Annotated in this window: 20 protein-coding genes and 1 tRNA gene; 14 read left to right on the top strand and 7 right to left on the bottom strand. The window is 72.6% G+C overall.

What is annotated here, in order from left to right:
• Nucleotides 1-63: 63 nt before the first annotated feature.
• From I4I82_RS12760 to I4I82_RS12740, 4 genes are all read right to left on the bottom strand, one after another.
• Nucleotides 64-1791 (bottom strand): LCP family protein, encoded by a 1728-nt coding sequence (locus tag I4I82_RS12760; protein ID WP_218595752.1) that lies wholly within the window; start codon nucleotides 1789-1791, stop codon nucleotides 64-66.
• Nucleotides 1792-2725: 934 nt separating this feature from the next.
• The gene (locus I4I82_RS12750; RefSeq protein ID WP_218594434.1) at nucleotides 2726-3496 is read right to left on the bottom strand and encodes a GGDEF domain-containing protein; all 771 of its coding nucleotides are present in this window, start codon (nucleotides 3494-3496) and stop codon (nucleotides 2726-2728) included.
• Between the two features lie 197 nt (nucleotides 3497-3693).
• A complete protein-coding gene (gene dusB / locus I4I82_RS12745) occupies nucleotides 3694-4842 on the bottom strand; it encodes a tRNA dihydrouridine synthase DusB (protein ID WP_226370018.1) in 1149 nt (382 codons plus the stop codon).
• Between the two features lie 19 nt (nucleotides 4843-4861).
• Nucleotides 4862-5446, bottom strand: a complete 585-nt coding sequence (locus tag I4I82_RS12740; RefSeq protein WP_218594432.1) for a superoxide dismutase family protein — start codon at nucleotides 5444-5446, stop codon at nucleotides 4862-4864.
• A gap of 101 nt (nucleotides 5447-5547) precedes the next feature.
• Between I4I82_RS12740 and I4I82_RS12735 the strand changes: the two genes are divergently transcribed.
• The 4 genes from I4I82_RS12735 to I4I82_RS12720 all read left to right on the top strand — a co-directional run bounded on the left by I4I82_RS12735 (nucleotide 5548) and on the right by I4I82_RS12720 (nucleotide 9235).
• The gene (locus I4I82_RS12735; protein ID WP_218595751.1) at nucleotides 5548-6303 is read left to right on the top strand and encodes a maleylpyruvate isomerase family mycothiol-dependent enzyme; all 756 of its coding nucleotides are present in this window, start codon (nucleotides 5548-5550) and stop codon (nucleotides 6301-6303) included.
• A gap of 42 nt (nucleotides 6304-6345) precedes the next feature.
• Nucleotides 6346-6418, top strand: a tRNA-Lys gene (locus I4I82_RS12730).
• Between the two features lie 163 nt (nucleotides 6419-6581).
• Nucleotides 6582-8300: a tyrosine-type recombinase/integrase gene (locus I4I82_RS12725; RefSeq protein WP_226370017.1), complete on the top strand. Its 1719-nt coding sequence runs from the start codon at nucleotides 6582-6584 to the stop codon at nucleotides 8298-8300.
• A 32-nt stretch (nucleotides 8301-8332) separates the two neighbouring features.
• Entirely contained in the window at nucleotides 8333-9235 is a 903-nt protein-coding gene (locus I4I82_RS12720) for a phosphotransferase enzyme family protein (protein ID WP_218595749.1), read from the top strand.
• Nucleotides 9236-9539: 304 nt separating this feature from the next.
• Here the strand turns inward: I4I82_RS12720 and I4I82_RS12715 are convergent, their stop codons facing one another.
• The 3 genes from I4I82_RS12715 to I4I82_RS12705 form a co-directional block, all read right to left on the bottom strand.
• Nucleotides 9540-10271, bottom strand: coding sequence for a hypothetical protein (locus I4I82_RS12715; protein ID WP_218595748.1), 732 nt, complete (start codon nucleotides 10269-10271; stop codon nucleotides 9540-9542).
• A gap of 173 nt (nucleotides 10272-10444) precedes the next feature.
• On the bottom strand, nucleotides 10445-11863 hold the full coding sequence (locus tag I4I82_RS12710; protein WP_218595747.1) for an NsdA family TPR-like regulatory protein: 1419 nt from the start codon (nucleotides 11861-11863) through the stop codon (nucleotides 10445-10447).
• A gap of 167 nt (nucleotides 11864-12030) precedes the next feature.
• Entirely contained in the window at nucleotides 12031-12393 is a 363-nt protein-coding gene (locus I4I82_RS12705; RefSeq protein ID WP_218595746.1) for a winged helix-turn-helix domain-containing protein, read from the bottom strand.
• Between the two features lie 164 nt (nucleotides 12394-12557).
• Here I4I82_RS12705 and I4I82_RS12700 point away from each other — a divergent pair, with 164 nt between their 5' ends.
• The 10 genes from I4I82_RS12700 (at nucleotide 12558) to mobF (ending at nucleotide 22789) form a co-directional block, all read left to right on the top strand.
• Nucleotides 12558-12776, top strand: coding sequence for a helix-turn-helix domain-containing protein (locus I4I82_RS12700; RefSeq protein ID WP_226370016.1), 219 nt, complete (start codon nucleotides 12558-12560; stop codon nucleotides 12774-12776).
• Nucleotides 12776-12988: a hypothetical protein gene (locus I4I82_RS12695; RefSeq protein ID WP_218595744.1), complete on the top strand. Its 213-nt coding sequence runs from the start codon at nucleotides 12776-12778 to the stop codon at nucleotides 12986-12988. Before I4I82_RS12700 ends, I4I82_RS12695 begins: the two co-directional genes overlap by 1 nt.
• A complete protein-coding gene (locus I4I82_RS34950; RefSeq protein ID WP_372451702.1) occupies nucleotides 12985-13569 on the top strand; it encodes a WhiB family transcriptional regulator in 585 nt (194 codons plus the stop codon). Before I4I82_RS12695 ends, I4I82_RS34950 begins: the two co-directional genes overlap by 4 nt.
• Entirely contained in the window at nucleotides 13566-14012 is a 447-nt protein-coding gene (locus I4I82_RS12685) for a hypothetical protein (RefSeq protein WP_218595742.1), read from the top strand. The genes I4I82_RS34950 and I4I82_RS12685 overlap by 4 nt, the downstream gene beginning before the upstream one ends.
• Nucleotides 14009-14383: a hypothetical protein gene (locus tag I4I82_RS12680; protein ID WP_218595741.1), complete on the top strand. Its 375-nt coding sequence runs from the start codon at nucleotides 14009-14011 to the stop codon at nucleotides 14381-14383. The genes I4I82_RS12685 and I4I82_RS12680 overlap by 4 nt, the downstream gene beginning before the upstream one ends.
• On the top strand, nucleotides 14380-16311 hold the full coding sequence (locus I4I82_RS12675) for a type IV secretory system conjugative DNA transfer family protein (RefSeq protein ID WP_218595740.1): 1932 nt from the start codon (nucleotides 14380-14382) through the stop codon (nucleotides 16309-16311). Before I4I82_RS12680 ends, I4I82_RS12675 begins: the two co-directional genes overlap by 4 nt.
• A complete protein-coding gene (locus I4I82_RS12670; protein ID WP_218595739.1) occupies nucleotides 16308-16655 on the top strand; it encodes a hypothetical protein in 348 nt (115 codons plus the stop codon). Before I4I82_RS12675 ends, I4I82_RS12670 begins: the two co-directional genes overlap by 4 nt.
• Complete coding sequence (locus I4I82_RS12665) at nucleotides 16652-17317, top strand: hypothetical protein (protein WP_218595738.1); 666 nt, start codon at nucleotides 16652-16654, stop codon at nucleotides 17315-17317. Before I4I82_RS12670 ends, I4I82_RS12665 begins: the two co-directional genes overlap by 4 nt.
• Nucleotides 17314-18144: a hypothetical protein gene (locus I4I82_RS12660; protein WP_218595737.1), complete on the top strand. Its 831-nt coding sequence runs from the start codon at nucleotides 17314-17316 to the stop codon at nucleotides 18142-18144. The genes I4I82_RS12665 and I4I82_RS12660 overlap by 4 nt, the downstream gene beginning before the upstream one ends.
• Nucleotides 18145-18379: 235 nt before the next feature.
• Complete coding sequence (mobF, locus tag I4I82_RS12655) at nucleotides 18380-22789, top strand: MobF family relaxase (protein WP_226370015.1); 4410 nt, start codon at nucleotides 18380-18382, stop codon at nucleotides 22787-22789.
• Nucleotides 22790-22803: the final 14 nt, after the last annotated feature.

Here is a 22803-nt window from a genome sequence, read left to right as displayed (position 1 = left end):
AGGGGCGCGCCACCCCTGGCAGTGCCGACGGGTGAACCGGAGGTGAACGCTGGCGGGCGGGCGTCAGGCGCAGGTCGCCGGGGGCGTCGCGGGGCTCGCGGCGGCGGGCGTCGTGGACGGTGCGCGCACCACTCCGTCGAAGGACCGGCCGAGCACGAGCTGCAGCACGCCGCTCTCGCCGGGGTCGGGCACGGTCCGCGCCGAGGGCACCGTGTCGGCGAGGAGCTCGGCCGCCGCGGCGCGGTCGGGGGAGAAGCGGATGACGGTGTCCGGCGCGGCCTGCGGGGCGTTGCCGATCTCGTCGACACCGAACCCGAGCGTCTCCAGCGTGCCGCCGATCTCGGCGGCGAGGCCCTGCTGGTCGGATGCGTTGAGGATGTCGAGGGTGACGTCGGCGGGCGCGGGGCCAGCCCCCGCGGCCAGGACGGTCTGGTCGGGCAGCGGCGTGCCCTCACGCAGCGCGGCGAACAGCGCGGCGGCGTCGGCGTCGCGGACCAGGGTGTTGCCCTGGCCGCTGGTCTCGGTGGAGGTCGGGACGGCCGTGAACGTGACGCCCTCGGCCGCGAAGGCGCGCACCGAGCGGGCGGTGGCGAGGATCCGGTCGAGGTCGGCGTCGTCGGCGGTGAGCGCGGCGCCCAGCGCCGGTCCGAGCGACCCGGTGCGCGCGGGGTCGAGCAGGACCTCGCGCGAGAGCGTCTTCTCCAGCACCGCGGTGACCAGCCGCTGCTGGCGCTCCAGCACACCGCGCCCGCCCGGCGGGTCGCCCGTGACGGACCGGGCGGCCACGAAGTCACGGGCGCGCACGCCGTCGAGCGAGGCCGTGCCGGGGGCGGGGACGACCGCGCCCAGCACGCCGTCGACGACGGGCTGCTCGACGCACACGTCGACCCCGCCGACGGCGTCGACGAGGTCGCCGATGCCGTCGAGGTCGATGCCGACGAAGCGGGTGACGGCGAGGCCGGTGAGCTGCTGGACGACGCGCGTGACGCACTGCGGCCCGCCCACCTCGAACGCCGACATCAGCGGCGTGCGGGCCTGTGCGGGCACGGTCTCCTCGACGTAGTCGCGGGTCGCCGGGTCCCAGCGCCGGCACGGCGGCCGGTTGACCTCCAGGTCGTGCGGGACCGCCACGCCCACGACGTCGCCGCCGCCCGCCGGGACGTGCGCGAGCAGCACCGTGTCGATGGGGGCGCCCCCTGCGGCGCCCGCGGGCTCGGTGCCGACGATGAGGACATTCTCGTCCCCGGCCTGCGCGTCGGCGTCGACGATGGCGCCGGAGTCGGGGTCCAGCGCGGTCACCTGCGTCACCGCGGCGTCGAGGCGGGCCTTGCCGACGTACTGGAACGCGGTCACCGCGAACACCGCGAGCGCGAGGACGGCGACGAGCACATGGACGGCGCCGGGGCGCACCCGGACGCGCTCGGGGAGCGGGGCGGGGGCGTCGGCGTCGGTCCGGGCCAGGGTGACGCCGGCGTGGGCGGCGGTGAGCCGGGTGAGGGTCTCGTCGATGCGGCGGACCTCCTCGGCGTCGTTCGCCCGGGCCGCGCCCGTGGGGCGGGCCGCGCGGCGCTCGGCGTCGGCGGGGGTCTCGGGGGTCCCGCGTGCGGTGTCGGGGCGTGCGGTGTCGGGGCGCCGGGTGCCGGTCGTGGGGGCGCCGGTGTGTGCCGCGCCGTTCGTGTGGGTGCCGGTCGTCGCTGCGCCGGTCGTCGCTGCGCCGGACAGGGGTGCGTCGTTCGTGGGCACACCCGTGGCGGGGGTGCCGGCGGTGCGGGCGGCGTCGGCCGGCGCCATCGGGCCGGGCTTCACGGGGGCCGGTGGGGCGTAGGCCGTCGAGCCTGTGCGTCCGGGGCCCTGCGGGGGTGGTGCGGGCAGGGGTGCGCGGCCCTGCGGACCGCTCGGGGGTTCGCCGGGGGGCGGGCCAGGGCGGCCGGGCGCGACGGGCGGACGACCCGCGAGCGGGCCGGGGGGACGCGTGCGGGCGCCGGGGCCTCCGACGGGACCGGGGCTGACGGCACCGGGGCCGCCTGGGCCGCCTCCGACGGGCCCGGAGCCGGAGCCGGTCCGGGAGCGTCCGCCGGTGCGGGGTGGGCCCGGCGGGGGCGGCACGGATCTGGGAGGCCCGGACCGGGGCGGCGCCGGGGGCGGCTGCGTCGGCGGTGCCTGCACGGGCACGGGCCCGTACCGGCCGGTGCCGGGGTTCCCCGGCGGCACCCGGCTGCCCGGCCCGCCCTGGTCCGGCCGGGCCTGTCCCGGCCGTCCCCGGTCCTGCGCAGGCCGCCCGTTCGGCGGCACCGGCCGCTGTCCGTTCGCGCGGCGCGGTCCGGCCGGAACCGGACCGCCGACAGGAGGACCGGCAGCGGAAGGACCGGCCGGCGGAGCACCGGGCGGCGTGACCGGCGCCGATCCGGCACCGCGGCGCGCGGCGTCGTCGCGGGCCTCAGCGGCCCGGCGGCGGGCGGCGCGGCCACCCGGCGTGCGCGGGCCGCGGCCGTTCACGTCGTCGGGCTGGGGATGGCGCGGGGCACGGTCGTGACCGTCCTCCATCGCACCTCCCGGAACCCGCGACTCAGCGGGACACGAGCGTACGGAGGCGCCCGGGTTTGATCACAGCCGGGTCACGTGCCGCCACCGACGGCGCCGGTCGGAGCGGGGGCGCGCACGCAGCGGCGTCCCGCGCACGACGGGACGCGCGCGGGACGCGGGGAGGTGCGTGGAGCGGGCGGCGTCAGCCGGTGGTGCGCTCGGTCTGCGGGATGGCGCGGCGGTGCGCGGCGGCCCCCGCGAGGCGGACGAGGCCGGTGCGCGGGTCGCGGAAGGCGACGGCGTTGCGACCGGCGTTCTTGGCCGCGTAGAGCAGCACGTCCGCGGCGCCGACGACCTGCTCGACCTCCGGCGGGTGGCTGTCGGAGTGCGCGACGCCGGCGCTGATCGTCACGCGCAGGCCGGGGTCGAGCTCGGCCCACGGGTAGCGGTCGATGCGGTCGCGGGCGGCCTCGCAGACCCGGACAGCGGCGGCGAGGTCGTGGTCGGGCAGCACGAGGGCGAACTCCTCGCCGCCGTAGCGGGCGCAGAACCCACCGTCGGGGAGGCCCGAGTCGAGGAGCGTGACCAGCCGCTGCAGCACGCGGTCGCCGAACTGGTGGCCGTAGGTGTCGTTGACCAGCTTGAAGTGGTCGGCGTCGACGATCGCGACCGACAGCCCGAGGGCCCCGCTGCGGACGGGGGCGTCGAGCAGGGCGAGCAGCCGCTCGTCGAGGTAGCGGCGGTTGTAGCTGGCGGTGAGGCTGTCGCGGCGGCTCTGCTCGCGCGCCTCGGCGTGCTCGCGGCGGAGGCGGTCGAGCTCGTCGGTCGGCGCGGGGCGTCCACCGAGAGCGCGCATCGCGGCGCGCAGGTGCTCGTAGGCCTCCTCCCAGCGACCTTCCGCGGCGAGCTCCTCCGCGGCTGCCGTGTGCCGGGCCACGGCCCGGGGCGGCGTTCCCGTCGTCGTTCCCACCATGCCCACCTCCTTCTCGTAACCCCTCATCGACTCCTCGCCCGGGGTGCTTGAGCAGGGCCACCCCTTCGCGCGCGGCGCCACCCGACCGGGGAGTCGAAGATCAACAGCGGTCACCCGGTGGATCGGGGTGGCGCCGCCGTCGTGGCGCCCGGGGAGGAGCCGGGCGAGCGGCTGTGCGGAGGTCGTCGGGCTGGGGCCTAGCCGCCCGAGTTCTCCATCTCGGCGCCCAGGGGGACGGTGAGGTCGTCGGGATCGTCGAGCCAGTGCTCGGGCAGCACGACCCGGCCGGGGGAGCCCTGGCGGCCGCGCGGGCCGTCGGCCTCCGGGGGGAAGCGCTGGTCGAGGTCGAGCCCGGCGACCAGCTCGTCGAGCTCGTCGACGCTGGTGATCAGGCCGAGCCGGCGCCGGACCTCGGGCCCCACCGGGAAGCCCTTGAGGTACCAGGCGACGTGCTTGCGCATGTCGCGGATGCCCTTGGTCGGGTCCGCGTCGGTGTGCATGTGCTCCTGCAGGAGCTCGGCGTGGCGGTGCATGGTGGCCGCGACCTGGCGCAGCGTCGGCGGCTCGGGCAGCGGGCGCCCGGCGAACGCGGCCTCGAGGTCACCGAACAGCCACGGGCGGCCCAGGCACCCGCGGCCGACGACGACGCCGTCGCAGCCCGTGCGGTCGACCATCGCCAGCGCGTCGGCGGCGCTGAAGATGTCGCCGTTGCCCAGGACCGGGATCTCACCGGGCACGGCCTCGCGCAGCCGCGCGATGGCCGACCAGTCGGCCGTGCCGGAGTAGCGCTGCGCCGCGGTGCGGGCGTGCAGCGCCACGGCCTGCGCGCCGACGCCGACCGCGCGCTGCGCGGCGTCGAGGTAGGTGTGGCGCCCGTCGTCGATGCCGATGCGCATCTTGACCGTCACCGGGATCGAGCCCGCGTTGTCGACGGCCGCCTTCACGATCGCCTCGAACAGGCGCCGCTTGTAGGGCAGCGCGGCTCCGCCGCCCTTGCGCGTGACCTTGGGGACGGGGCAGCCGAAGTTCATGTCGACGTGGTCGGCGAGGCCCTCCTCGGCGACGATCCGCACCGCGCGGCCCATCGCCACCGGATCGACGCCGTAGAGCTGCATCGAGCGGGGCTGCTCGTCGTCGGAGAACGCGATCATGCGGCGCGTCAGCGGGTTCTTCTCCACCAGCCCGCGCGAAGTGATCATCTCGCACACGTAGAAGCCGGCGCCCTGCTCGCGGCACAGGCGCCGGAACCCGGCGTTGGTGATGCCGGCCATCGGCGCGAGCACGACCGGGGTCTCGGACACGAAGGGTCCGATGCGCAGCGGGCGGTAGCGGGTCGAGACGGTCACGCCCCGATTGTCCCCCTCCTCAGAAGTCCACGGAGATGCAGGCCGCCCGGGCGCCCGCGGTGCCCGCCTCGCCGGGGTCGGTGGCCGTCGGCATGGCGTGGACGATGACCGACTGCGCGCGCCGGTCGCGCGGGAAGCCCCACGCCACGGTGGTCGTGGCGCTGCCCGCACCCGACGCGTCGGTGGTGAGGTCGAGCCAGATCTCGTTCTCCGGGTTCGCGTACGCCGGGTCGACGCTGGGCTGCACCGGGTCCACCTCGTTCTGGAAGTGCGGCCCGGCCAGGTCGCCCGTCGGCCCGCACGGCTGCGTGTGGGCGTGCGCGCCGTAGCGGCGGTCCGGCTCCAGGCCACGGACCGCGAGCATGACCGTCGTGCCGTCGTCGCCGGTGCTCGAGCTGACCGCGCCCCGCGACCCGACCGGCACCAGCTCCGGGTCGTAGGTGATCGCCGTACCGCCGTCGGTGCTGAACGTCGCGCTGACCTGCACGTCGCGCGAGGGCGTGGTGGTGGGCGTGGTGCTCGGGGCGGCCGCGAGGGCGCCGCTGCACCCGCCGAGTGCGAGCACGCCGATCAGGACCGGTCCGACGAGGCGGGAGGAGCGCATGGCGACAGGATGGACGGTCACGCACCGCAGTCATCACTCACCCTCTGTTACTCCTTTCGGGCCGCTTCCCTCCGCCGCGGCCGGCAGGACAGGATCGGTGCGTGGACGCGATCGTGCAGGCCCTCACCGAGCAGCACCGCGAGCTGGACGACCTGCTCGCCGGCCTCGACGCCGACGGCTGGGCGCGCCCCGTCCCGTCCTGTCCCGGGTGGTCGGTGGCCGACGTCGTGCTGCACCTCGCGCAGACCGACGAGCTCGTCGTCGCGAGCGTCGACGGCGGCTTCCCCGCGGCCGCGGCGCGGATCACCGGCGAGCCCGTGGACGGCACCGTCGACGACCAGGTGGGCGTGATGGTCGAGCGCGAGCGCGGCGCCCCCGGGCCCGAGGTGCACGCGCGGTGGCGGGCGGCGGCGTCGGCGGTGCGCGCGCTGCTCGCGGAGTCCGACCCCCGCCGGCCGATGCCCTGGGTCGTCACCGACCTCCCGGCCCGGACGATGGCGACCACCCGCCTGGCCGAGACCTGGATCCACACCCACGACGTCGCCGACGCCGTCGGGGCGGCGCTGGTGCCGGGCGACCGGCTGCGCCACATCGCCCGCCTCGCCGTCCGGACCGTGCCCTACGCCTTCATCCGCGCCGGCCTCGACCCGCCCGCCGGCCCCGTCGCCGCCCGCCTCACCGCCCCCGACGGCAGCACCTGGCAGATCGGCGACGAGGACGCCACCACCACGGTCCTCGGTCCGGCCCTGGAGTTCTGCCTGGTGGCGGCCCGCCGCCTCGACCCCGCCGCCTCCACCCTCACGGCCGAGGGTCCCGACGCCGACGACGTGCTGCGCCTCGTCCGGACGTACGCCTGACCGCCGGGCGTCGTAGGCTGGCCGGGCCGCTGCGAGCGGCCGGGGCCTCTAGCTCAATCGGCAGAGCAGCGGACTTTTAATCCGCGGGTTCGGGGTTCGATCCCCCGGGGGCCCACCCTCTCTGAACAGCTGTTTCGTTGCGATCAAAGATCGTGGTCTGCAGATCATGCCACGCTTCATGCCACCAGGCGGGTAGAATCTCGCCCGTGGCAGCGAAGTCTGGCCCCCGGCAGCGCCGGCGCGGGAGCGTGCGAGAACTCCCGAGCGGCGCACTGCAGGTGCGCGTCTACGGCGGCAAGGACGCGCTGACCGGCAAGCGGAACGAGCTGGTCGAGGTCATCCCGCCGGGCCCGCGAGCGGCCGCCGAGGCCGAGGCTGCACGGACGCGCCTGCTCAACCAGGTCGACGAGCGCAGGCACCCGCGGACGTCCGCGACCGTGAACCAGATGCTCGACCGGCACTTCGAGTTGGCGAAGCTGGCGCCGGCCACGCTGAGCACGTACATCGGCTACGCGGCCAAACACATCCGGCCGCTGATCGGAACCCAGCAGGTCGGCGCACTCGACGGGGGACTGTTTGACTCGTACTACGCCGAGCTGCGCCGGTGCCGGGACCATTGCGACCGGCGCCCTCGGACCGATCACCGCACTTCGATCGACCACGTGTGCGACCACCGTTGCGGCCCGCACATCTGCCGCCCACTCGGCGACTCGACGGTTCGGCAGATCCACTTCATCCTCAGCGGCGCACTCCGTAAGGCCGTTCGGTGGCGGTGGATTGGGACCAGCCCGATCGGGCAGGCCGAGCCACCGCCGGCTGCCAAGCCCGACCCCCGGCCGCCGACGGCCGCCGAGGCGGCTCGCATCCTGAGCGAGGCCTGGGCGGACGTCGAGTGGGGGCTGTTGCTCTGGGTGGCGATGGTCAGCGGGGCCCGGCGCGGCGAGCTGTGCGCGTTGCGCTGGCGAGACGTCGGTCTGGACAACGGCGTGCTGTGGGTCCGGCGGAGCATCTGGCAGCGCAGCAAGCAGCTCGGTGAGAAGGACACGAAAGACCATCAGAAGCGCCGGATCGCGGTCGACCCCGACACGCTCGTGCTGCTCGTCGAACACCGCGAGCGCTGCGAGGAGCGCGCGGCGGCGCTCGATGTCGCGCTGCCCGCCGACGCGTTCGTGTTCTCCAGCGCGCCGGACGGCAGCAAGCACCTGTTGCCGGACTCCGTGAGCCAGCGCTTCGGCGACCTCGTGCGCCGGCTGGGCATCGACACGTCGATCCACAAGCTCCGGCACTACTCCGCTACCGAGCTGATCTCTGCGGGTGTCGACCCGAGGACGGTGGCGGGCCGTTTAGGACACGGCGGCGGCGGGACGACGACCCTGCGCTACTACACGGCGTGGGTCGCCGAGTCCGACCAGCGAGCTGCATCGACACTGGCCGGTCGGATGCCGGCACGGCCCCTACCCGGCGCAGCCGTGGCCTTGTCACGGGCCCCGCATCCGTACGAACGGATTGCCGCCCTGCTGCGCGACCAGGTGGCCGCCGGTGCGTTGCCGGTCAGGTCCTTCCTGCCCGGGCAGAAGCAGCTTGCCGCTGAACACGGGGTCGCTGTCGGAACGGCGCACCGGGCCGCCGTCCTGCTCGCCGAGGAGGGACTAATCCGGCCGGTAACCGGACGCGGGTTCGAGGTGGTGCGATTGCCCGAGGCCATCGTCGAGCCGGTGCTGACGCCGGTTGCCGAGCCCGCGCCGGCTGACCCGGCCGAGCTCGTGCTGCTCGACCTGGTGGTGCGCAGGGCCGGAGTGGAGGTTGCGCGGTTCTCTGCAGAGGGCGATCCCGACCACCCAGGGGAGCTACGAGAGCTGCTGCTCGACGCTGCCCTGCGTCGAGGTGACGCCGAGGACGAGCTCTCCACCTACGAGATGGACGTGTTCCGAGCGGGTGAGGAGGTGCCGGTTCGGACGTTCGTCGTGTCCCGCCGGCGTGGCTCCGGCAGGAGCTGAGGAGCACCGGCACGGCCCGTACCGTGACCGCCGTGAGTGGCCGCGCGGTGACGACGTTCAGCCGGGAGTCGACGCGCATCGTGCTCGACGAGGCCTGCGACCGGATCGGCGTGAGCCACGACGGCGCCGAGCTGCTGCGACTCGGCGAGAACGCGATCTACCACGTTCCTTCCGCGCCGTTGGTGGTCCGGATCGCGCGAGGCCCCCGGTACTGGGACGACGCAACGAAAGAAGTCGCGGTCGCGGAGTGGTTGAAGGCGGCAGGCATTCCGGCCGCACGTGTGTGGCCGATTGACCAGCCGCTCGACGTCGGTGGCCACCCTGTCACGTTCTGGCGCTATATCCCCGGCAGGCGCGGCGGCCCGGGCGACGTTCGAGTTCTTGGCCGGCTGCTTAAGCAGGTGCACGAGCTACCGCCACCAGCCGACTTTCGCCTACCCACGCAGGACCCCCTGCAGCGTGTCCGTCCGCGTCTCGAGACGGCGCGCGTGGACGAGGACGAGCGCTCCTTCCTGCTGAAGGTCTTCGACGAGCTGCTCGCCGCGGTCAGCGAGCTCGAGTTTCCGCTGCCCGAGGGTGTGAACCACGGTGACGCCCACGTGCAGAACCTGATGATCACGGGCGGCCGAGCCGAGCTGATCGACTTCGAGGGGTTCTGCTGGGGGCACCCAGAGTGGGACCTCGCCATGACGGCCACCGAATACGTGACGGCTGGGTTCTGGACCACCGAGCAGTACGGCCAGTTCGTCGACGCCTACGGATTCGACGTCTCGACGTGGTCGGGGTTCGACGTGCTGCGCCGCGCACGCGAGATCTCTATGACGACATGGCTGATGCAGAACGTGGACCAGGACCCCGAGATCCGTGCGGAGTTCGAGAAGCGTTTGACCACGATCCGAGCCGGACGGCCAACCGTCCCGTGGCACCCCTTTTAGTTCAAAAGGATCGGCTTCCGCCGGCACGTCTGGTCAGTCGTCGTAGGTCTGTCACCGGCTCGCGGTCACCTGGGGCGATGACACCCGGCGATCCTGACGTGCGCGAACCTTGGCAGCAGCTGTCGACGTTCGTCGACCCCGTCCGGCATCCCACGGCCTGGCCACGGCATGATCTTAAGCCGAAGCCCGGCCGCGGAAGCCAACCCGAGCATGGCCCAGACCTCCCCGGCTCCCTCGTCCTGGCCGCCTTGCTCGACGTGGACGATCAATGGCAGAGGGAGCGGAACCTCGGGGATGGTCAACATCAGTCCGGGAAGCGCATTCCCTCTCCCATGCGCCACGGTCGGCGCCGGAGATTGCTAGGCTTGAATCCTCGCAACTTCATCCACACCCAGTAGCTAATGAATGAGTCGATCGGTCGCGACCACGGATGGAAGGGGTTTCGGATTCGCTCTCGAAGCAGGCTATACCAGCGAACTCGGCGTGCGGCTCCACCCTTGTTGGGTCGGATGATCCATCGTCTGTTGGCGTTATCCACGGCAAGGATGTGTCGCACCTCGGCTCGGAGGTGGGACCATTCGCCCAGGCGCCAGCCTTCCTCCTTCGGCCTGATCTCGCCGAAGTGAGGAAGCTGCTCGGACCGCTTCTCCTCCTCGGGCGGGATGATGCCGAAGTGAGTCGTATCAATTCTGGGCGTTTCGCCTGGCTGCACTCGCTGTACCGCGGCGGTGGGGATGCTCTCCTCGGGCACGTCCTTGACCCACCGGGGATAGGTAGCGGTTCTTATTTCCGTCACGCGAAGTGGAAGATTACTAGCGTTCTTGACAATAAGGAAGTACCTGCCGCACTCCTCGCTGTGTGGAGCGCTCGTGGTGTCTGGCCAAACGCCAAGCTGGTTGATCTGCTCACGATCGGATGCGCGCCGATCCTTCGCGAATATGCGAAGCGCAAGAAGAAACGAGATCCCGCCGAACCACGCCGGTACTGTGCCCCAATCGAGCGTGGCCAGAAAGTCCATCATGCGGAACGTCTCCATGTCAGCGGCAACTATGCGCCGCCAACGTGACGCCCACGATCCCGGTGGTGCTGTGGTGCAGCGGTCTCGCCCATCCTAGGGGCGGCGACCATTCAGGCCGGGGCGGGTCCGGCCGTGGCGAAGCGGCAAGGCTGGACCCTGCCCCGGAGGCGCGCGGAGCGCGCCCTTGATGCTCAAAGAGCGGGATCCGGCAGCAGTGAACGTTCGTCGTTAATCACTGGAGCGGTGAAGGCCACCAGGTTGGCGACCCGCGCGTCGCGAGGGTGGAGCTTGACCACCGTCGCCACGAAGTCACGGACGTACCGTTGATAGCGGCTCGACTTCAGCGACCCGGCCAGCGTCACAGCAGTGCGAACGCCTTCCACAGCTTCGTCGAGATGGCCGGCATGAAGTACGGCCGTCGCGCTCACTAGGTTGATGAACGCTCGTGTTCGCGGCGGGCAGTCAGGCGGTAGCGCGAGCATCGAAAATTCGCCCGTCTCGGTCGGTCGGCGCAAGTCTCGGAAGCAGTGCGCGGCTTCCCCCGCCAGTTCGGCGCGGTCGAAGTAGCCGATCCACTCGGGATCCTCGTCAGGGTTGCTGCGATCCATCACCTGTTCCGCGCGGGCCAGTGCGGCAGCCGACCGCGCCGCGTCTCCAAGCGATGCAAGTGCCCGCGCTTCCATCGCTGTCAGCATCGCGAGAGTGGTTGCTGACGACGGCCCTCGGTTGGTCGCGGCGGCCTGCGCCGCGCGGGCGAGCTGTACAGCGTGGGGGAAGGCGCCGAGGTAGTTCGCCTGGTGGCTGAGGTTGGAGAGGAGCCGCGCGCCGAGCAGGTTGTCGTCGGCCTCCCGAGCCAGGCGGAGCGCGTGAACGAAGTACCTCTGGGCGGCGCCGTGCCGGCCGGCGTCGTAGGCGCTCCATCCCAACATCTGTGCGAGCTCGGCTGTGGCGACGAAGAGGTCACGTCGTCCGCCGCCCCGCGGGAGGGCGCCGAACAGCGGGAGCACTTGCGACTTGAAGTAGGGCAGCAGCAGTTCCCGGGTATGGCCTCCGCCGAGCTGGAAGTCGAGTTCCATGAGCTTGGCGGTCGTCAGCCGGATCGACGTCGCGTCGATCGGTGCGTCGTCGCGCGCAACCGCCGTCGTCTCCGGCTCGCCATCACCAAACAGGTAGCCAGTGATCACACCGGGAGCAGCGTGAACGTCCCAGTTGCGCATCCGTTCGGGCGAGGAGCCCTCGGTGTCAGCGTTAGCCAGGGCACTGAGGCCGTCCGTCGCCGCTCCGGCGTCGGCCGGGTACTCGACGTCCAGGCGAACGAGCTGCGCGGCGGGCGTGGCTACTGATGCACTCGTAAACCCAAGCGCGGATGCCGTGACCGCGTGCTTTAGCTCCCGGGAGAGGATGGTCGCGATGAGCTGGGCGGTCTCCGCTTTCGGCTGCTGGCCCTTGTTGAGCCAGCGACCGACCGTCCCGTGGTCGGTGTAGAGCGGATTGCCACGCCGCTGCGATTCCTCGCGGATGCGCCGGGCGAGCCCGTTGTTGCTCATCCCCGCCTGTGAGAGCACCGATTGAAACGCCCGGTTCGGTGCCGCCGTCTCCTTGCTTGCCACTGCTCACCACCCGCCGAGGACGACCAGCCTGCACACCCCGTGCACCCCCGATGCACCGATGCACCCCCTGCGCACACTGTAGGCGGCCGAGCGCAGCCTGTTTCCTGATTCACATGAAGAGCACGGAACACGCACCGAGCATCGGACCGGAGATCAACGGTGCTCCGTCAGTCTGCTGGGCCCGCGGCGCGTCCTTCGAGCGCGGTGAGGCGCGCGTCGAACTCTCGCAGCGCAGCGTGGACCGTGTCGCTCAGTTGCCGGAGACGTTCCTCGACGCTGTCGTTCGCGGCAGGGTCGCCGTCTGGCTCGGCGGTCACGTAGACCGCCTTACCTGGCTGGCCACGTACAAGGCCCTCATCGCGCAGTTCTCGTACCGCTGCTCGTACGACGGTGGTCGACACGCCGTAGTTCTCGGTGAGTCTCGCCGTGGAGGGCAGCTCGCCGCCCACCGGATATACGCCAGCACGAATCGCACGCCGCAGCTCGTTCGCGACGTGCAGGTACTTCGGCTGACCGGTGACTTCGCCCATCCATCCCTCCGGCCCGGAGCGTACGCAGCGCCCGGTTCCTGACGCACCTGGCACCGCTGAGCGGACCAGCCGGGAGCAACCTTGTGTACCTTGTGCATAAGGAATACCATGTACATACGGAGAGCAAGGAGGGGCAAGTTATGTCACTCGCTGAAGTGGCCCCCGTGGGCCCCAAGTTCTACGACGTCCGAGAAGTGGCCGCGATGTTCCGCATGTCGCGCATGACCGTGTATCGAGCCATCGGTTCGGGCGAGCTGCCCGCCGTGCGCATGCGCGGCAAGTGGCTCGTCCCAGCGAGGGTGATCGACGATCTTGTCGACGAGGCAACCAAAGGCGCCACATCTGACCTCCCGTTCCTCGGTAACGCCGAGGGGCGGGCCTGATGGGAATTGTCGGACTGCTGATCTTCTTCGCCATCGTCGGCGCAGCGATTTGCGCGAAGGCCCGCGTCGCAGGCGGGGCGATCGTGTTCGCGCTGCTGGCGCTGGTCCTGTTCATCGGCACGCCGGCCGGCGCTGGGCTGCCGGGCATGGTCGCGGACTTCCTGGTCACGGTCGGCGCCGCGTCCGAGCCGCTGACCGAGGGCGTCGGATGACTGCGGCAAGCGTCCGCTCGGCATGGCGGGAGCCGATGACGGGTCACCTGCGGCCGGAGGACTTCCGGCACCGCGCCGCGTGCAGGTCGGTTGATCCGGAGATCTTCTTCCCGACGGCCGTGGCCGGGCCGGAGTTCGAGGCGCAGGTGTCGCTCGCCAAGACCGTGTGCGAGGGGTGTCCGGTGCGGGAGCACTGCCTGACCTGGGCGCTGACGCACCAGCCGGACGGGATCGCGGGCGCGATGACTGAGCACGAACGCCGCCAGGAACTGGCCCGACGCCGTGTGCGTCGGCGGGGCCGGCTCCCGCGCCCACGGACTCCGCAGCGCCCGGTGAGCGCGACGCGCGCAGAAGTCGCCGAGGCCGGGCGGGCTGCGATCGCGGCTGGCATGTCGGTGCGGGACGCGGCGGGGGAGTTACTGGTCTCCGTCCGCACGGCGGGCCGCTGGGCCCGCGCCATCCACAGAACGACGTCGCCCCAGGTAGGGAAGGGGAGCACCGGCGGCCACCGGGCTCCCCTCCGGTTCTCCCACACAGCAACCCAGGCAGGGACACGAGCGGAAGGACCTGAGAGTAGATGAACACCCAGACCAACCACGAGCCCGACGACCGCCCCGAGGCGGTGCAGCAGGCCGACGCCGGCGCCCGCGCCTGGCGCGCGGTGGTGCACGCGCAGCGTGGCGCCGCGCCCGATCACGCGGACTTCTACAACCTGGCCGGGCACCTGGTCGACACGTTCGCCGCGATCGAGTCGTTGGCCCGGCTGCTCGCTGACCCGGTGTGCAGCTACGCCGACCGGCAGCCGCCCGGGAAGCGGGTCTACGACGACGCGCGCGGGGTGAACCCGCGGCGGGAGGACCCGCGGGAGCGGCTGGTCGACGCCCGCTGTGATCTCGACCAGTTGGCGATTGCGGCCGGATGCGCGCTGGACGTGGCCAACCGGTTCTGGAGCGCGATCAGCCACATAGGCGTGGAGGACATCGCGCTCGGTGAGCGCCCGGTCGAGGGCGAGGAGCCCCGATGACTCGCCAGTTACGCGCGATCGCCGGCCCCGGCGCGGTGGTTGCGGGGCTGCACAGGTGGATCGACGGGCACGACCCGCACGTGCAGGCGGCGGTCTGGCTGCTGCTCGCCCATGAGGTGTGGCCGCGGCGCGCGGACTTCGTGGCGGCGTGTGTGAACCACAGCCCGGACGGCGGGTGGTGGATCGACTTCCGCGCCGCGCGTATCGCGTTCGACAACGGCCGGTTCGACACCGCGTCCTCGACGGAGCTCGCGGTACTCGACCTGGCGATCACCCTCGGAACGGACCGGTTCCGGTTCCGGGCGATGGGCCCGGGCAACGCTCGTGCGGTTGCCACGGCGGTCGCCCACGCGGTGGGAGCGGACCGATGAACGTCTTCCTGCTACTCGTCGTGTTGGTGGTTGCCGCCGCGGTGCTGTGGCGGCGCGGCTCCCGCGCCTATGCCCTGCTCTGCGTCCTGCTCGCAGGCTTTCCGGCGTTGACACTGCTGCGTCAACTCCCGTGGTGGGCCTACCCGATCGCCGCCGTACTGGCGGCCGCGGCGGGATGGCATCACCTGTCCCGCTCGGCCGCGCTGGTGACCCGCTGGTCCGGCGAGTCCCGGCGCAAGGCCGGCGTCGCCTCGACCTTCGACATCCTGCGCCACGCCTCCGCCCGCGCCATGCGCCAACGCGCCACGACGGTTCGCCCGTCGCTGGGCGAGCTCGGCCGATGGGCGCGCTGGCGCCTGCCGGCGGTCGAGGTCGCGATCGAGCTGTGCCGCGCCGGATGGCTGACGGTGTGGTCTCCGGTCGAGGACGTCGTCATGATCTTCGGCGGTCCTCGTACGGGGAAGACTGGGTGGCTCGCCGGGCGGATCCTCGACGCCCCCGGCGCTGTACTGGTCACGAGCACCCGCACCGATCTCTACGAGCTGTGCGCACCGCTGCGCGCCCGTAGTGGCCCGGTGTACGTGTTCAACCCGGTCGGGCTCGGCGGGGACGCGTTCGCCTCCACGATCACGTTCGACCCGCTGACCGGCTGTGCAGATCCCGTGACCGCGTCGGAACGCGCGACGGACATGATCGCCGCCGTCTCCCGCGCCGGTGGGGGTGGGGATCGAGAGTTCTGGAACGTCCAGGCCCGCCGCGTGCTGACCGCGCTGCTCCACGCCGCCGCACTCGGGGATAAATCGATCCACGACGTGGGTAGGTGGGTCGCGAACGCCGACGACGCGGCGCGGGAGGTGCCGGCGCTCCTGCGCCGGTCCGGGGTGCAGGCCTTCGAGCAGGACCTCTCTCAGTTCTTGGGCACGAACGAGAAGACCCGCACCTCGATCACCTCAACGGTGGCGCCGGCTTTGGGGTGGCTGACCCACCCCGCGGCCGAGGAGTCCGCGAAGCCCGGGCTCGGGTTCGACGTCGAGTGGCTGCTCGCCCAGCGGGCGACGGTGTTCCTGCTCGGTGGGGAGGAGACCCAGACAGGGGCGCTGGTGTGTGCGCTGACCGGGCACATCGCCCGCGAGGCCCGTCGCCTCGCCGCGAGTAGCCCGAAGGGCAGGCTCGACCCGCCTCTCGCGCTCGCACTCGACGAGGCGGCGCTGATCTCGCCGGTCCCGCTGGAGAACTGGACTGCGGACATGGGCGGGCGCGGGGTCACGATCATCGCCGCGTTCCAGTCCCGCGCCCAGCTGCTGGCCCGATGGGGGGAGCACAACACCGCCACGATCCTGAACAACTGCGGTGCAGTGATGGTGTTCGGCGGCACCCGCGACCGCGACGACCTGCAGTTCTGGTCCACCCTCGCCGGGGACCGAGACGAGCCGACGCTGACCACGGACATGCACGGCCGGGTCGCCTCCCGCACGACGCGGCGGGTGCCGGTGCTCCCGGCGGCGCAACTGGCAAACCTCCCGTCGGGGCGGGTGATGTTGATCCGCCGCGGACTGGCCCCGGTGATCGGGCGGGTGCAGATGGCGTGGCAGCGCCGCGACGTCCGTCGGCGCGCCTTCCAGATCGCGCACCCAGCGCTCGCCACCCGACTCGCCCGCTCGGCCGCGACGGCGCGTCGCTGGTGGTCGCGTCTGACCAGCCCCGTTGTCGCCGCGCTGCGACGGATCGGCGCCCTCGTCGGCAGGTTCTGGCGTGCCATCTGCGCGTCCATTGCGCGGGCCCGGCGCTGGATCCGGGATCACCTGACACCCACCAGCACGCACGACGTCCTGATCGACCTCGACCCACCGACGGTCGAGCTGCCCGTCCAGGCCGCGCACACCAGCAACGGCCAAACCCACGCCCACACCCCCGGAGGTGCCTCATGACCGACTACCTGAACAGCGACCACCCGGACAGTGGCCAGCCGTCGGTCGCCGAGATCGCCGCGCTGACCCGGCGGCTACGGGAGCTGTCCACTCCCGGCCGGGCGGTGGACCCGGGGGAGTGGGCCGCGTTCCTGGCCGGCAAGGACGCCCTGCTCGCCCGCATCACCGATGCCCATACCGCGACCGAGCTACGCGGGCAGACCGTCGAGAACGACCCTGCGCGCCGCGAGCAGCTCGCCCGCTGGCACACCGACGACACGGCCGACACCCTCGATGTGGACGACGTGCACCAAGAGCCGGGTGGGTCGCGCTCCGCCACGGACGACGGGCCGGGTCTGCCATGACCGGCCCGAACCGGGACCCCGAGTTTGCCCGCGCCGACGCTCTCGCCGGGCTGGCTCGCGATCTCGACGATCTACGCCGAGCGGTCGACCCCCTGCGCGAGGTCGGTGGCCGGGTCAACGATCTTGCGCGACTGGTCGGGCAGCTCGCCGACACCGTCGCCGCGATGACCAAGCGGCCGGCCGCAACCCCGACGCCGTCGTGGTTGCTGCTCGCGGCCGACGAGTCGGGGGTCGAGCAGGTACTCGCCGAGCTGTGCGCCTGGCTGCACACGATCTACCTCCGCTACCCCGACGGCGCCACAGCACTGCCGCAGTGCTGGCTCTACCACCCCGACGTGGTCGAGGAACTGCTATGGCTCATGCACGCCTGGTGCGCCGCCTACCAGGGCAAGGGCGCGTCCGTGCAGCTCGCGGGGGACTGGCATGACCGCCAACGCCCCGGCGTCGTCCGCCGAATCCGCTCGTCGGCGGGGTCGTGCTCAATCGAGCGGCACCAGACCCGCGCGGACTGGGACCAACGCCCGATCGGCGCCGCCCCGGTCCCCGGCATCGACGCCGTCGGGGTGATCAGCACGTGGTGGGCCACCCGGCGCGATGACCCCGCGCCGGAACCGGCCGCGTCGCCGATCGGGGCGGCTCTGAACGGAGGGCCCCACCGATGACCAGCAGCACCGAGCCGCGCGGCCGGGTGATCCGGGCGGTGATCTGGCTGCCCGGGCTCGCGGTCGCGCTCGGCGCCGCGGTCGCCACCGCGCACGGCCTCTACGAGGTCGCCCACGCCGCCCGCGTCCCGGCCGGGATCGCCTGGCTCTACCCGCTGATCACCGACGGGCTCGCGCTGGTCGCCTACGCCGCCACCGCCCGCCTGTCCAGATCGGCGGCCCGCTACGCCTGGTCGGTGGTCGTGCTCGCCGCCGGCCTGTCCGGGCTCGCGCAGGCCGCGTTCCTCGCCTCCGGGTCGGCGGTCGAGGCGTCGGCGGCGCTGCGGTTCGGGGTCGGGGCGATCGCCGCCGCGATCGTCGCGCACCTGCTCTACCTGCTCGCCACCGACGAGTCCGGTTCGAGCCGGGGTGTTCAGCCGGAGCCGTTCAATCCGGCCCCCGTTCAACCCGACCCGCCCACCGTTCAAGAGGTAGCGGCCCGCGCTGTTCAGCCCGCGCCGCCCGCCGCTGTTCAACCTCCACCCGAGGTCGCCGCCCCCGCCGGCCGTCCGGCGCTCGCCCCGGCACCGGTTGAACAGCCGGTCGTCGCTCCGGCCCGGGAGCGGGCGCGGGCGGCCGCGATGCGGCACGCCCACCGCCACGGCGCCCTCCCGACGGTCACCCAACTGGAAGCCGCCGCCGAGGTCTCCCGAGGAACCGCCTCCGCCGCCCTCAAACACCTCCGAGCGCAGCCGACCCCGCTGCACCTGATCACCCGCAGCACGGAGCAATCCGACCCGAGCGAGCACGACGACGACCCGACCATCGAGAGAGCGACCCAGCCATGACCGACACGAACCGCACCAGCAGCCCGGACACCACCAGCGAGCCGAACACGAACACCGAGACCAAGCACTACGCCAGACAGACGAACGAGGACCGAGAACGAGACCCAAGAACCAGAAGATCAATTGCAGCACACCTTGGCATCCTGATCGACGGGTCCGGGCCGGCCTCCGGCCGGCCGCAACCGACGTTCCGCACGGTTGATCTTGCTGCTCCGGCTTGCAAGATCGTTCCTGTGTGGCGGTGGTCCCCGTGGTGATGAGCATCGCGTCGGGCTACTCACCGGACTACCTGCTGCGGGAGGTGGCGACCGGCCGGGAGAACTACTACACAGGCGCCGTCTCGGAAGGTGAGCCTCCGGGGCGCTGGTGGGGTGCCGGAGCGGAGCGGCTGGGCCTGTCCGGGTTGGTCGACGCGCAGGACATGCGCGCGCTCTACGAGGGCTTCCTCGACCCGCGCGACCCCGGGTTCAAGGACCCGAAGATGTGGGACGAGGTGGCGACCCTGGGCCACACCGGCCGCAAGTACGCCAGCGAGGACGACCTGTACGCCGCGGCGATTGAACAGGAACCCGGTGCGAGCGCTGAACGGCGGGCTGAACTCCGTGTTCAAGCGGGCAAGTCCGCCCGGCACAACGTGGCGTTCTACGACATCACGTTCAACCTGCAGAAGAGCGTGACGCTCGTACACACGGCGTTCGAGGCGAAGGAGGTCGCGGCCCGCCGGGCCGGGGACGAGGAGACCGCGCATGCGTGGGCGCGGTGCCGGGTGGCTGTGGAGGACGCGATCTGGGCGGGCAACAGCGCCGGTCTCGCCTACATGGCGGAGAAGGCCGGCTACACCCGGATCGGGAAGCACGGCGGCGCGGCGGGGCGGTGGGCCGACGCCCACGAGTGGACGGTGGCGTCGTTCTTCCAGCACGACAGCCGCGATCACGATCCGCACCTGCACATCCACAACGCGGTCCTCAACCGGGTGCCGGGCCCGGACGGCAAGTGGCGCACGATCGACTCGCGCGCGCTGTTCAAGTTCCAGCGCGCGGGCGCCGCGGTCGCGGAGCGGACCACCGAGGAGCGGCTGACGCACGCGCTCGGGGTGGTGCTGGCGACCCGCCCGGACGGGAAGGCCCGCGAGATCGTCGGCGTCGCGCAGGAGGCGATGGACCTGATCTCGACGCGGCGGCGGACGCTGACCGCGAAGGCCGACGAGCTGATCAGCGCGTTCGAGGACCGGTACGGGCGGGCCCCGAACGGGCTGGAGCGCGACCGGATCGCCCAGCAGGCCACGTTGCTGACCCGGCGGTCGAAGTCGCACACCGGGGAGACCCGCGAGCAGCTGCTCGACCGCATCGACGAGCGCGTGCGCGCCGACATCGACGGCGGCCTGGCCGGCGTCGCCGACGCCGTGCTCGCCGCCCGCGAGAACCGGCCGGCGCCGATGGAGTGGTCCCCGCAAGCGGTGATCGAGACCGCGCTCGCGGACATCCAGTCCCGCAAGGCGGGCTGGCACCGAGGAGACCTCAGCGGGGCAATCAACGCCGCGCTGCCCGACTACCTCGGCATCACCGACGGCGCCGACGTCGCCCGGCTCGTCGACACGCTCACCGACGAGGCCCTCACGTACGCCATCGTGCTCGACGGCAACCGCCCCGGGGACGAACACCTCCCCGCCGAGCTGCGCCTGGACAACGGCTCCAGCGTCTACCAAGCCCCCGGAGCGATGCTCTACGCCACCCCCGATCAGGTCCGCACCGAACGCGCCCTGGTCGCGGCCACCGCCACGGGCGGTGGGACGGCGCTGCCGTATGACCGGGCGCAACGGTTCATCCAGGAGCTGGCCGAGTCCGGGATCGAACTCGGGGTCGACCAGGCCGCCGCCGTCCGCGGCGTGCTGACCTCCGGTGCGCGGGTGGAGACCCTGATCGGGCCGCCCGGGACCGGGAAGTCGTTCGTCGTAGGGACGATCGCCCGCGGCTGGACCGACCCCGCCCACACCGGCGGACAGACGCCGCGGCGGGTGTTCGGCCTGGCGACCTCGCAGATCGCGACCGAGGTCCTCAAGTCCGAAGGGGTCACCGCGAGCAACGTCGCCGCCTGGCTCGGTGCGCAGCGTCGGCTCGCCGCCGGCCCCGGCTCGGGCGGGCCGCCCGTCGACGGAGATCAGGCGTGGCGGCTGCACAGCGGGGACCTGGTGGTCGTCGACGAATCCGCGATGACCGACACCGCCGCGCTCGCCGCCATCCACCACCATGTGGACGCGGCCGGGGCGAAGCTGCTGCTGGTCGGGGACCACCGCCAGCTCGCCGCCGTCGGCGCCGGAGGCGGGATGGACCTCATCGCGCAGTCCGGCGCCAGCTACGAACTCGCCGAGGCCCGCCGGTTCACCCACGCCTGGGAGCGGGAGGCGTCGCTGCGGCTGCGCGCGGGCGACGAGACCGTGCTGCGCGAGTACCACAAGCAGGGCCGGTTGATCGACGCCGGATCCGTCGAGCAGGCCGAGCAGGTCGCGGTCCGCGGCTGGCTCGGCGACACCCTCGCCGGTCGGCAGTCGCTGCTCATCGTCGACACCAACGAACAGGCGGCCCGGCTGTCCGCGGAGGTCCGCGCCGAACTCGTCCGGCTCGGCCAGGTTGCCGAGAACGGGGTCAGGCTCGGGCTGCAGGGCACCTACGCCGGGGTCGGCGATCTCGTCGAGGCCCGCACCCTGGACTGGACCGTGCAGGGAGTGGAGGGCAACGCCCGCCCCGCGATCACCCGCGAGCGGTACCGGGTCCACGCCGTGCGCGACGACGGCGCCCTCGAGGTCGCGGTGATCCGTGGCCGGACCTCGGACGGCGACGTCCTGGGCGAACGGATGGTGCTCCCCGCCGGCTACGTCGCCGAGCACCTGGCGCTGGGATACGCCTCGACGAAGAACGCCGCCCAGGGTGCCTCCGTCGACACCAGCCACACCGTGGCCACCCCACGGACCAGCCCGGCCGGGCTGCTGGTGCCGATGACCCGCGGCCGCGACACCAACACCGCATACGTCGTCACCCTCGCCGCGGTCGACGACGACGCCCAGGGCAGCGACACCCACACGCTGCACCGCGACCCCGTCGCCGTGCTCGCCCAGGTGCTGAACACCACCACCGCGGCGGACGCGGCCAACCGGTCCGCGCTCGCCACCGCCACCCAAGCCGCCACCGACGCCGGCAGCACGCGGACCGCAGGCGACCTGCTCGCCGACGCCGCCCAGCTCGCCGCAACGGAACGGACCGCGGGATGGCTCGACCAGCTCGCCCAGGACGGCGTCCTCGACCCGGCCGAGCGGTCGCGCATCGCCGCCGAGGACGGTGCCGCCACGCTGACCCGAATCCTGCGCCGCGCCGAACTCGCCGGCCACGACCCGCGCCAGGTGCTGCACGACGCGATCGCCGAACGCCCCTTCGACGGGGTGCGCAACGCGTCCAACGCGATCTACAGCCGCATCCGCACCGAGCACGCCGACCAGCTCGACCCGATCGGCGACTCCTTCACCAGCTGGACACCCCGCGTCGACAACCCCGAGTGGCGCCGCTACCTCGCCGCCCTCGCCGATGCCGCGGACCAGCGCGCCGACCAGCTCGGCGCCGAACTCGCCGACACCGCGCCCGACTGGCTCACCAGCGCCATCGGAGCCGCGCCCACCGACAGCGACGCCCGCGCGGACTGGGAACGCCGCGCAGGCCTCGTCGCCGCGTACCGGGAGATGCGCGGCCACGACGACCCCGCCGACGCACTCGGCCCCGCCCCGAAACCGGGGCAGGTCGAGCAGTACGCCGCCTACCGCGCCGCCTGGCGCACCCTGGGCCGACCGGAGATCGAACGCGAAGAGCTGGAGATGACCGACGGCCAGCTCCGCATGTGGATCCGCGCGGCCAAGCGTGAGGAGGCATGGGCGCCCCGATACGTCGGCAACGAACTTGCTGGCACCCGCCAGGCCGCGGCCACGCACCGCCAGACCGCCGAGCTACGCGCCGCAAAAGCCGACGCCAACCCCGCCGAGCGCAAGCGACTGCAGACCGAGGCCGCGCAGGCCCGCGCGCTCGCCGAGACCCTCGACGCGCAGGCGGAGAAGCTCCAGGTCATCGACGACGCCCGCGCGTACTTCCTCGCCGACAATGCCCGCACCCTCGGCTACGGCCGACGCTGCGAAGCCGAGCTCACCCGCCGCCACATCGACGACACCGAGCCCGAGCAGCTCGTCACCGCCGAGGAATGGCTCACCGCCGACCACCACGCGACGATCGAGGACGACCAGCACCGCGCCGTCACCGACGCCGACCTGATCGACGACGACACCGACCACATCGCAGCCGCGCCTCCCGACGTGATGGTGGAAGCACCGGACCGCGACATCCGCGAGATCGCTGCCGACGAACCTGCGCCGGTGAACGAGGACACCGTCCGGATCCCGACCCCGGAGCAGACCGCCGACGACTACGCGGATGCGACTCGCGCGCTCGCCGAGATCAACGCCCGCCGAGCCGCCGACGTGCAGGAGGAGACCGAGCACCGTGCCGCCGAACTCGACCGCTGGCACGCCGACGACCAGACCGCCGAGACCGCCGACGTCGACGAGTCCGCGCTCGACATGGGCAGCTATGACGACGCGATGCCCCGTTGAGGCGGACCAGTCCG

This window comes from Pseudonocardia oceani, assembly GCF_019263585.2.
In the GTDB taxonomy this organism is placed as follows: Bacteria; Actinomycetota; Actinomycetes; order Mycobacteriales; family Pseudonocardiaceae; genus Pseudonocardia; species Pseudonocardia oceani.
The sequence above is the reverse complement of the archived record's forward strand: the minus strand, read 5'-3'. Positions and strand labels throughout refer to the sequence as shown.

Bases quoted from the DNA above. Each gene is read 5' to 3' on its own strand.
- I4I82_RS12760 (WP_218595752.1), bottom strand. From the start codon at position 1,791: ATGGCGCCGGCCGACGCCGCCCGCACCGCCGGCACCCCCGCCACGGGT.
- I4I82_RS12750 (WP_218594434.1), bottom strand. From the start codon at position 3,496: ATGGTGGGAACGACGACGGGAACGCCGCCCCGGGCCGTGGCCCGGCAC.
- I4I82_RS12740 (WP_218594432.1), bottom strand. From the start codon at position 5,446: ATGCGCTCCTCCCGCCTCGTCGGACCGGTCCTGATCGGCGTGCTCGCA.
- I4I82_RS12715 (WP_218595748.1), bottom strand. From the start codon at position 10,271: ATGGAGACGTTCCGCATGATGGACTTTCTGGCCACGCTCGATTGGGGC.
- I4I82_RS12705 (WP_218595746.1), bottom strand. From the start codon at position 12,393: ATGGGCGAAGTCACCGGTCAGCCGAAGTACCTGCACGTCGCGAACGAG.
- I4I82_RS12695 (WP_218595744.1), top strand. From the start codon at position 12,776: ATGGGAATTGTCGGACTGCTGATCTTCTTCGCCATCGTCGGCGCAGCG.
- I4I82_RS34950 (WP_372451702.1), top strand. From the start codon at position 12,985: ATGACTGCGGCAAGCGTCCGCTCGGCATGGCGGGAGCCGATGACGGGT.
- I4I82_RS12685 (WP_218595742.1), top strand. From the start codon at position 13,566: ATGAACACCCAGACCAACCACGAGCCCGACGACCGCCCCGAGGCGGTG.
- I4I82_RS12680 (WP_218595741.1), top strand. From the start codon at position 14,009: ATGACTCGCCAGTTACGCGCGATCGCCGGCCCCGGCGCGGTGGTTGCG.
- I4I82_RS12675 (WP_218595740.1), top strand. From the start codon at position 14,380: ATGAACGTCTTCCTGCTACTCGTCGTGTTGGTGGTTGCCGCCGCGGTG.
- I4I82_RS12670 (WP_218595739.1), top strand. From the start codon at position 16,308: ATGACCGACTACCTGAACAGCGACCACCCGGACAGTGGCCAGCCGTCG.
- I4I82_RS12665 (WP_218595738.1), top strand. From the start codon at position 16,652: ATGACCGGCCCGAACCGGGACCCCGAGTTTGCCCGCGCCGACGCTCTC.
- I4I82_RS12660 (WP_218595737.1), top strand. From the start codon at position 17,314: ATGACCAGCAGCACCGAGCCGCGCGGCCGGGTGATCCGGGCGGTGATC.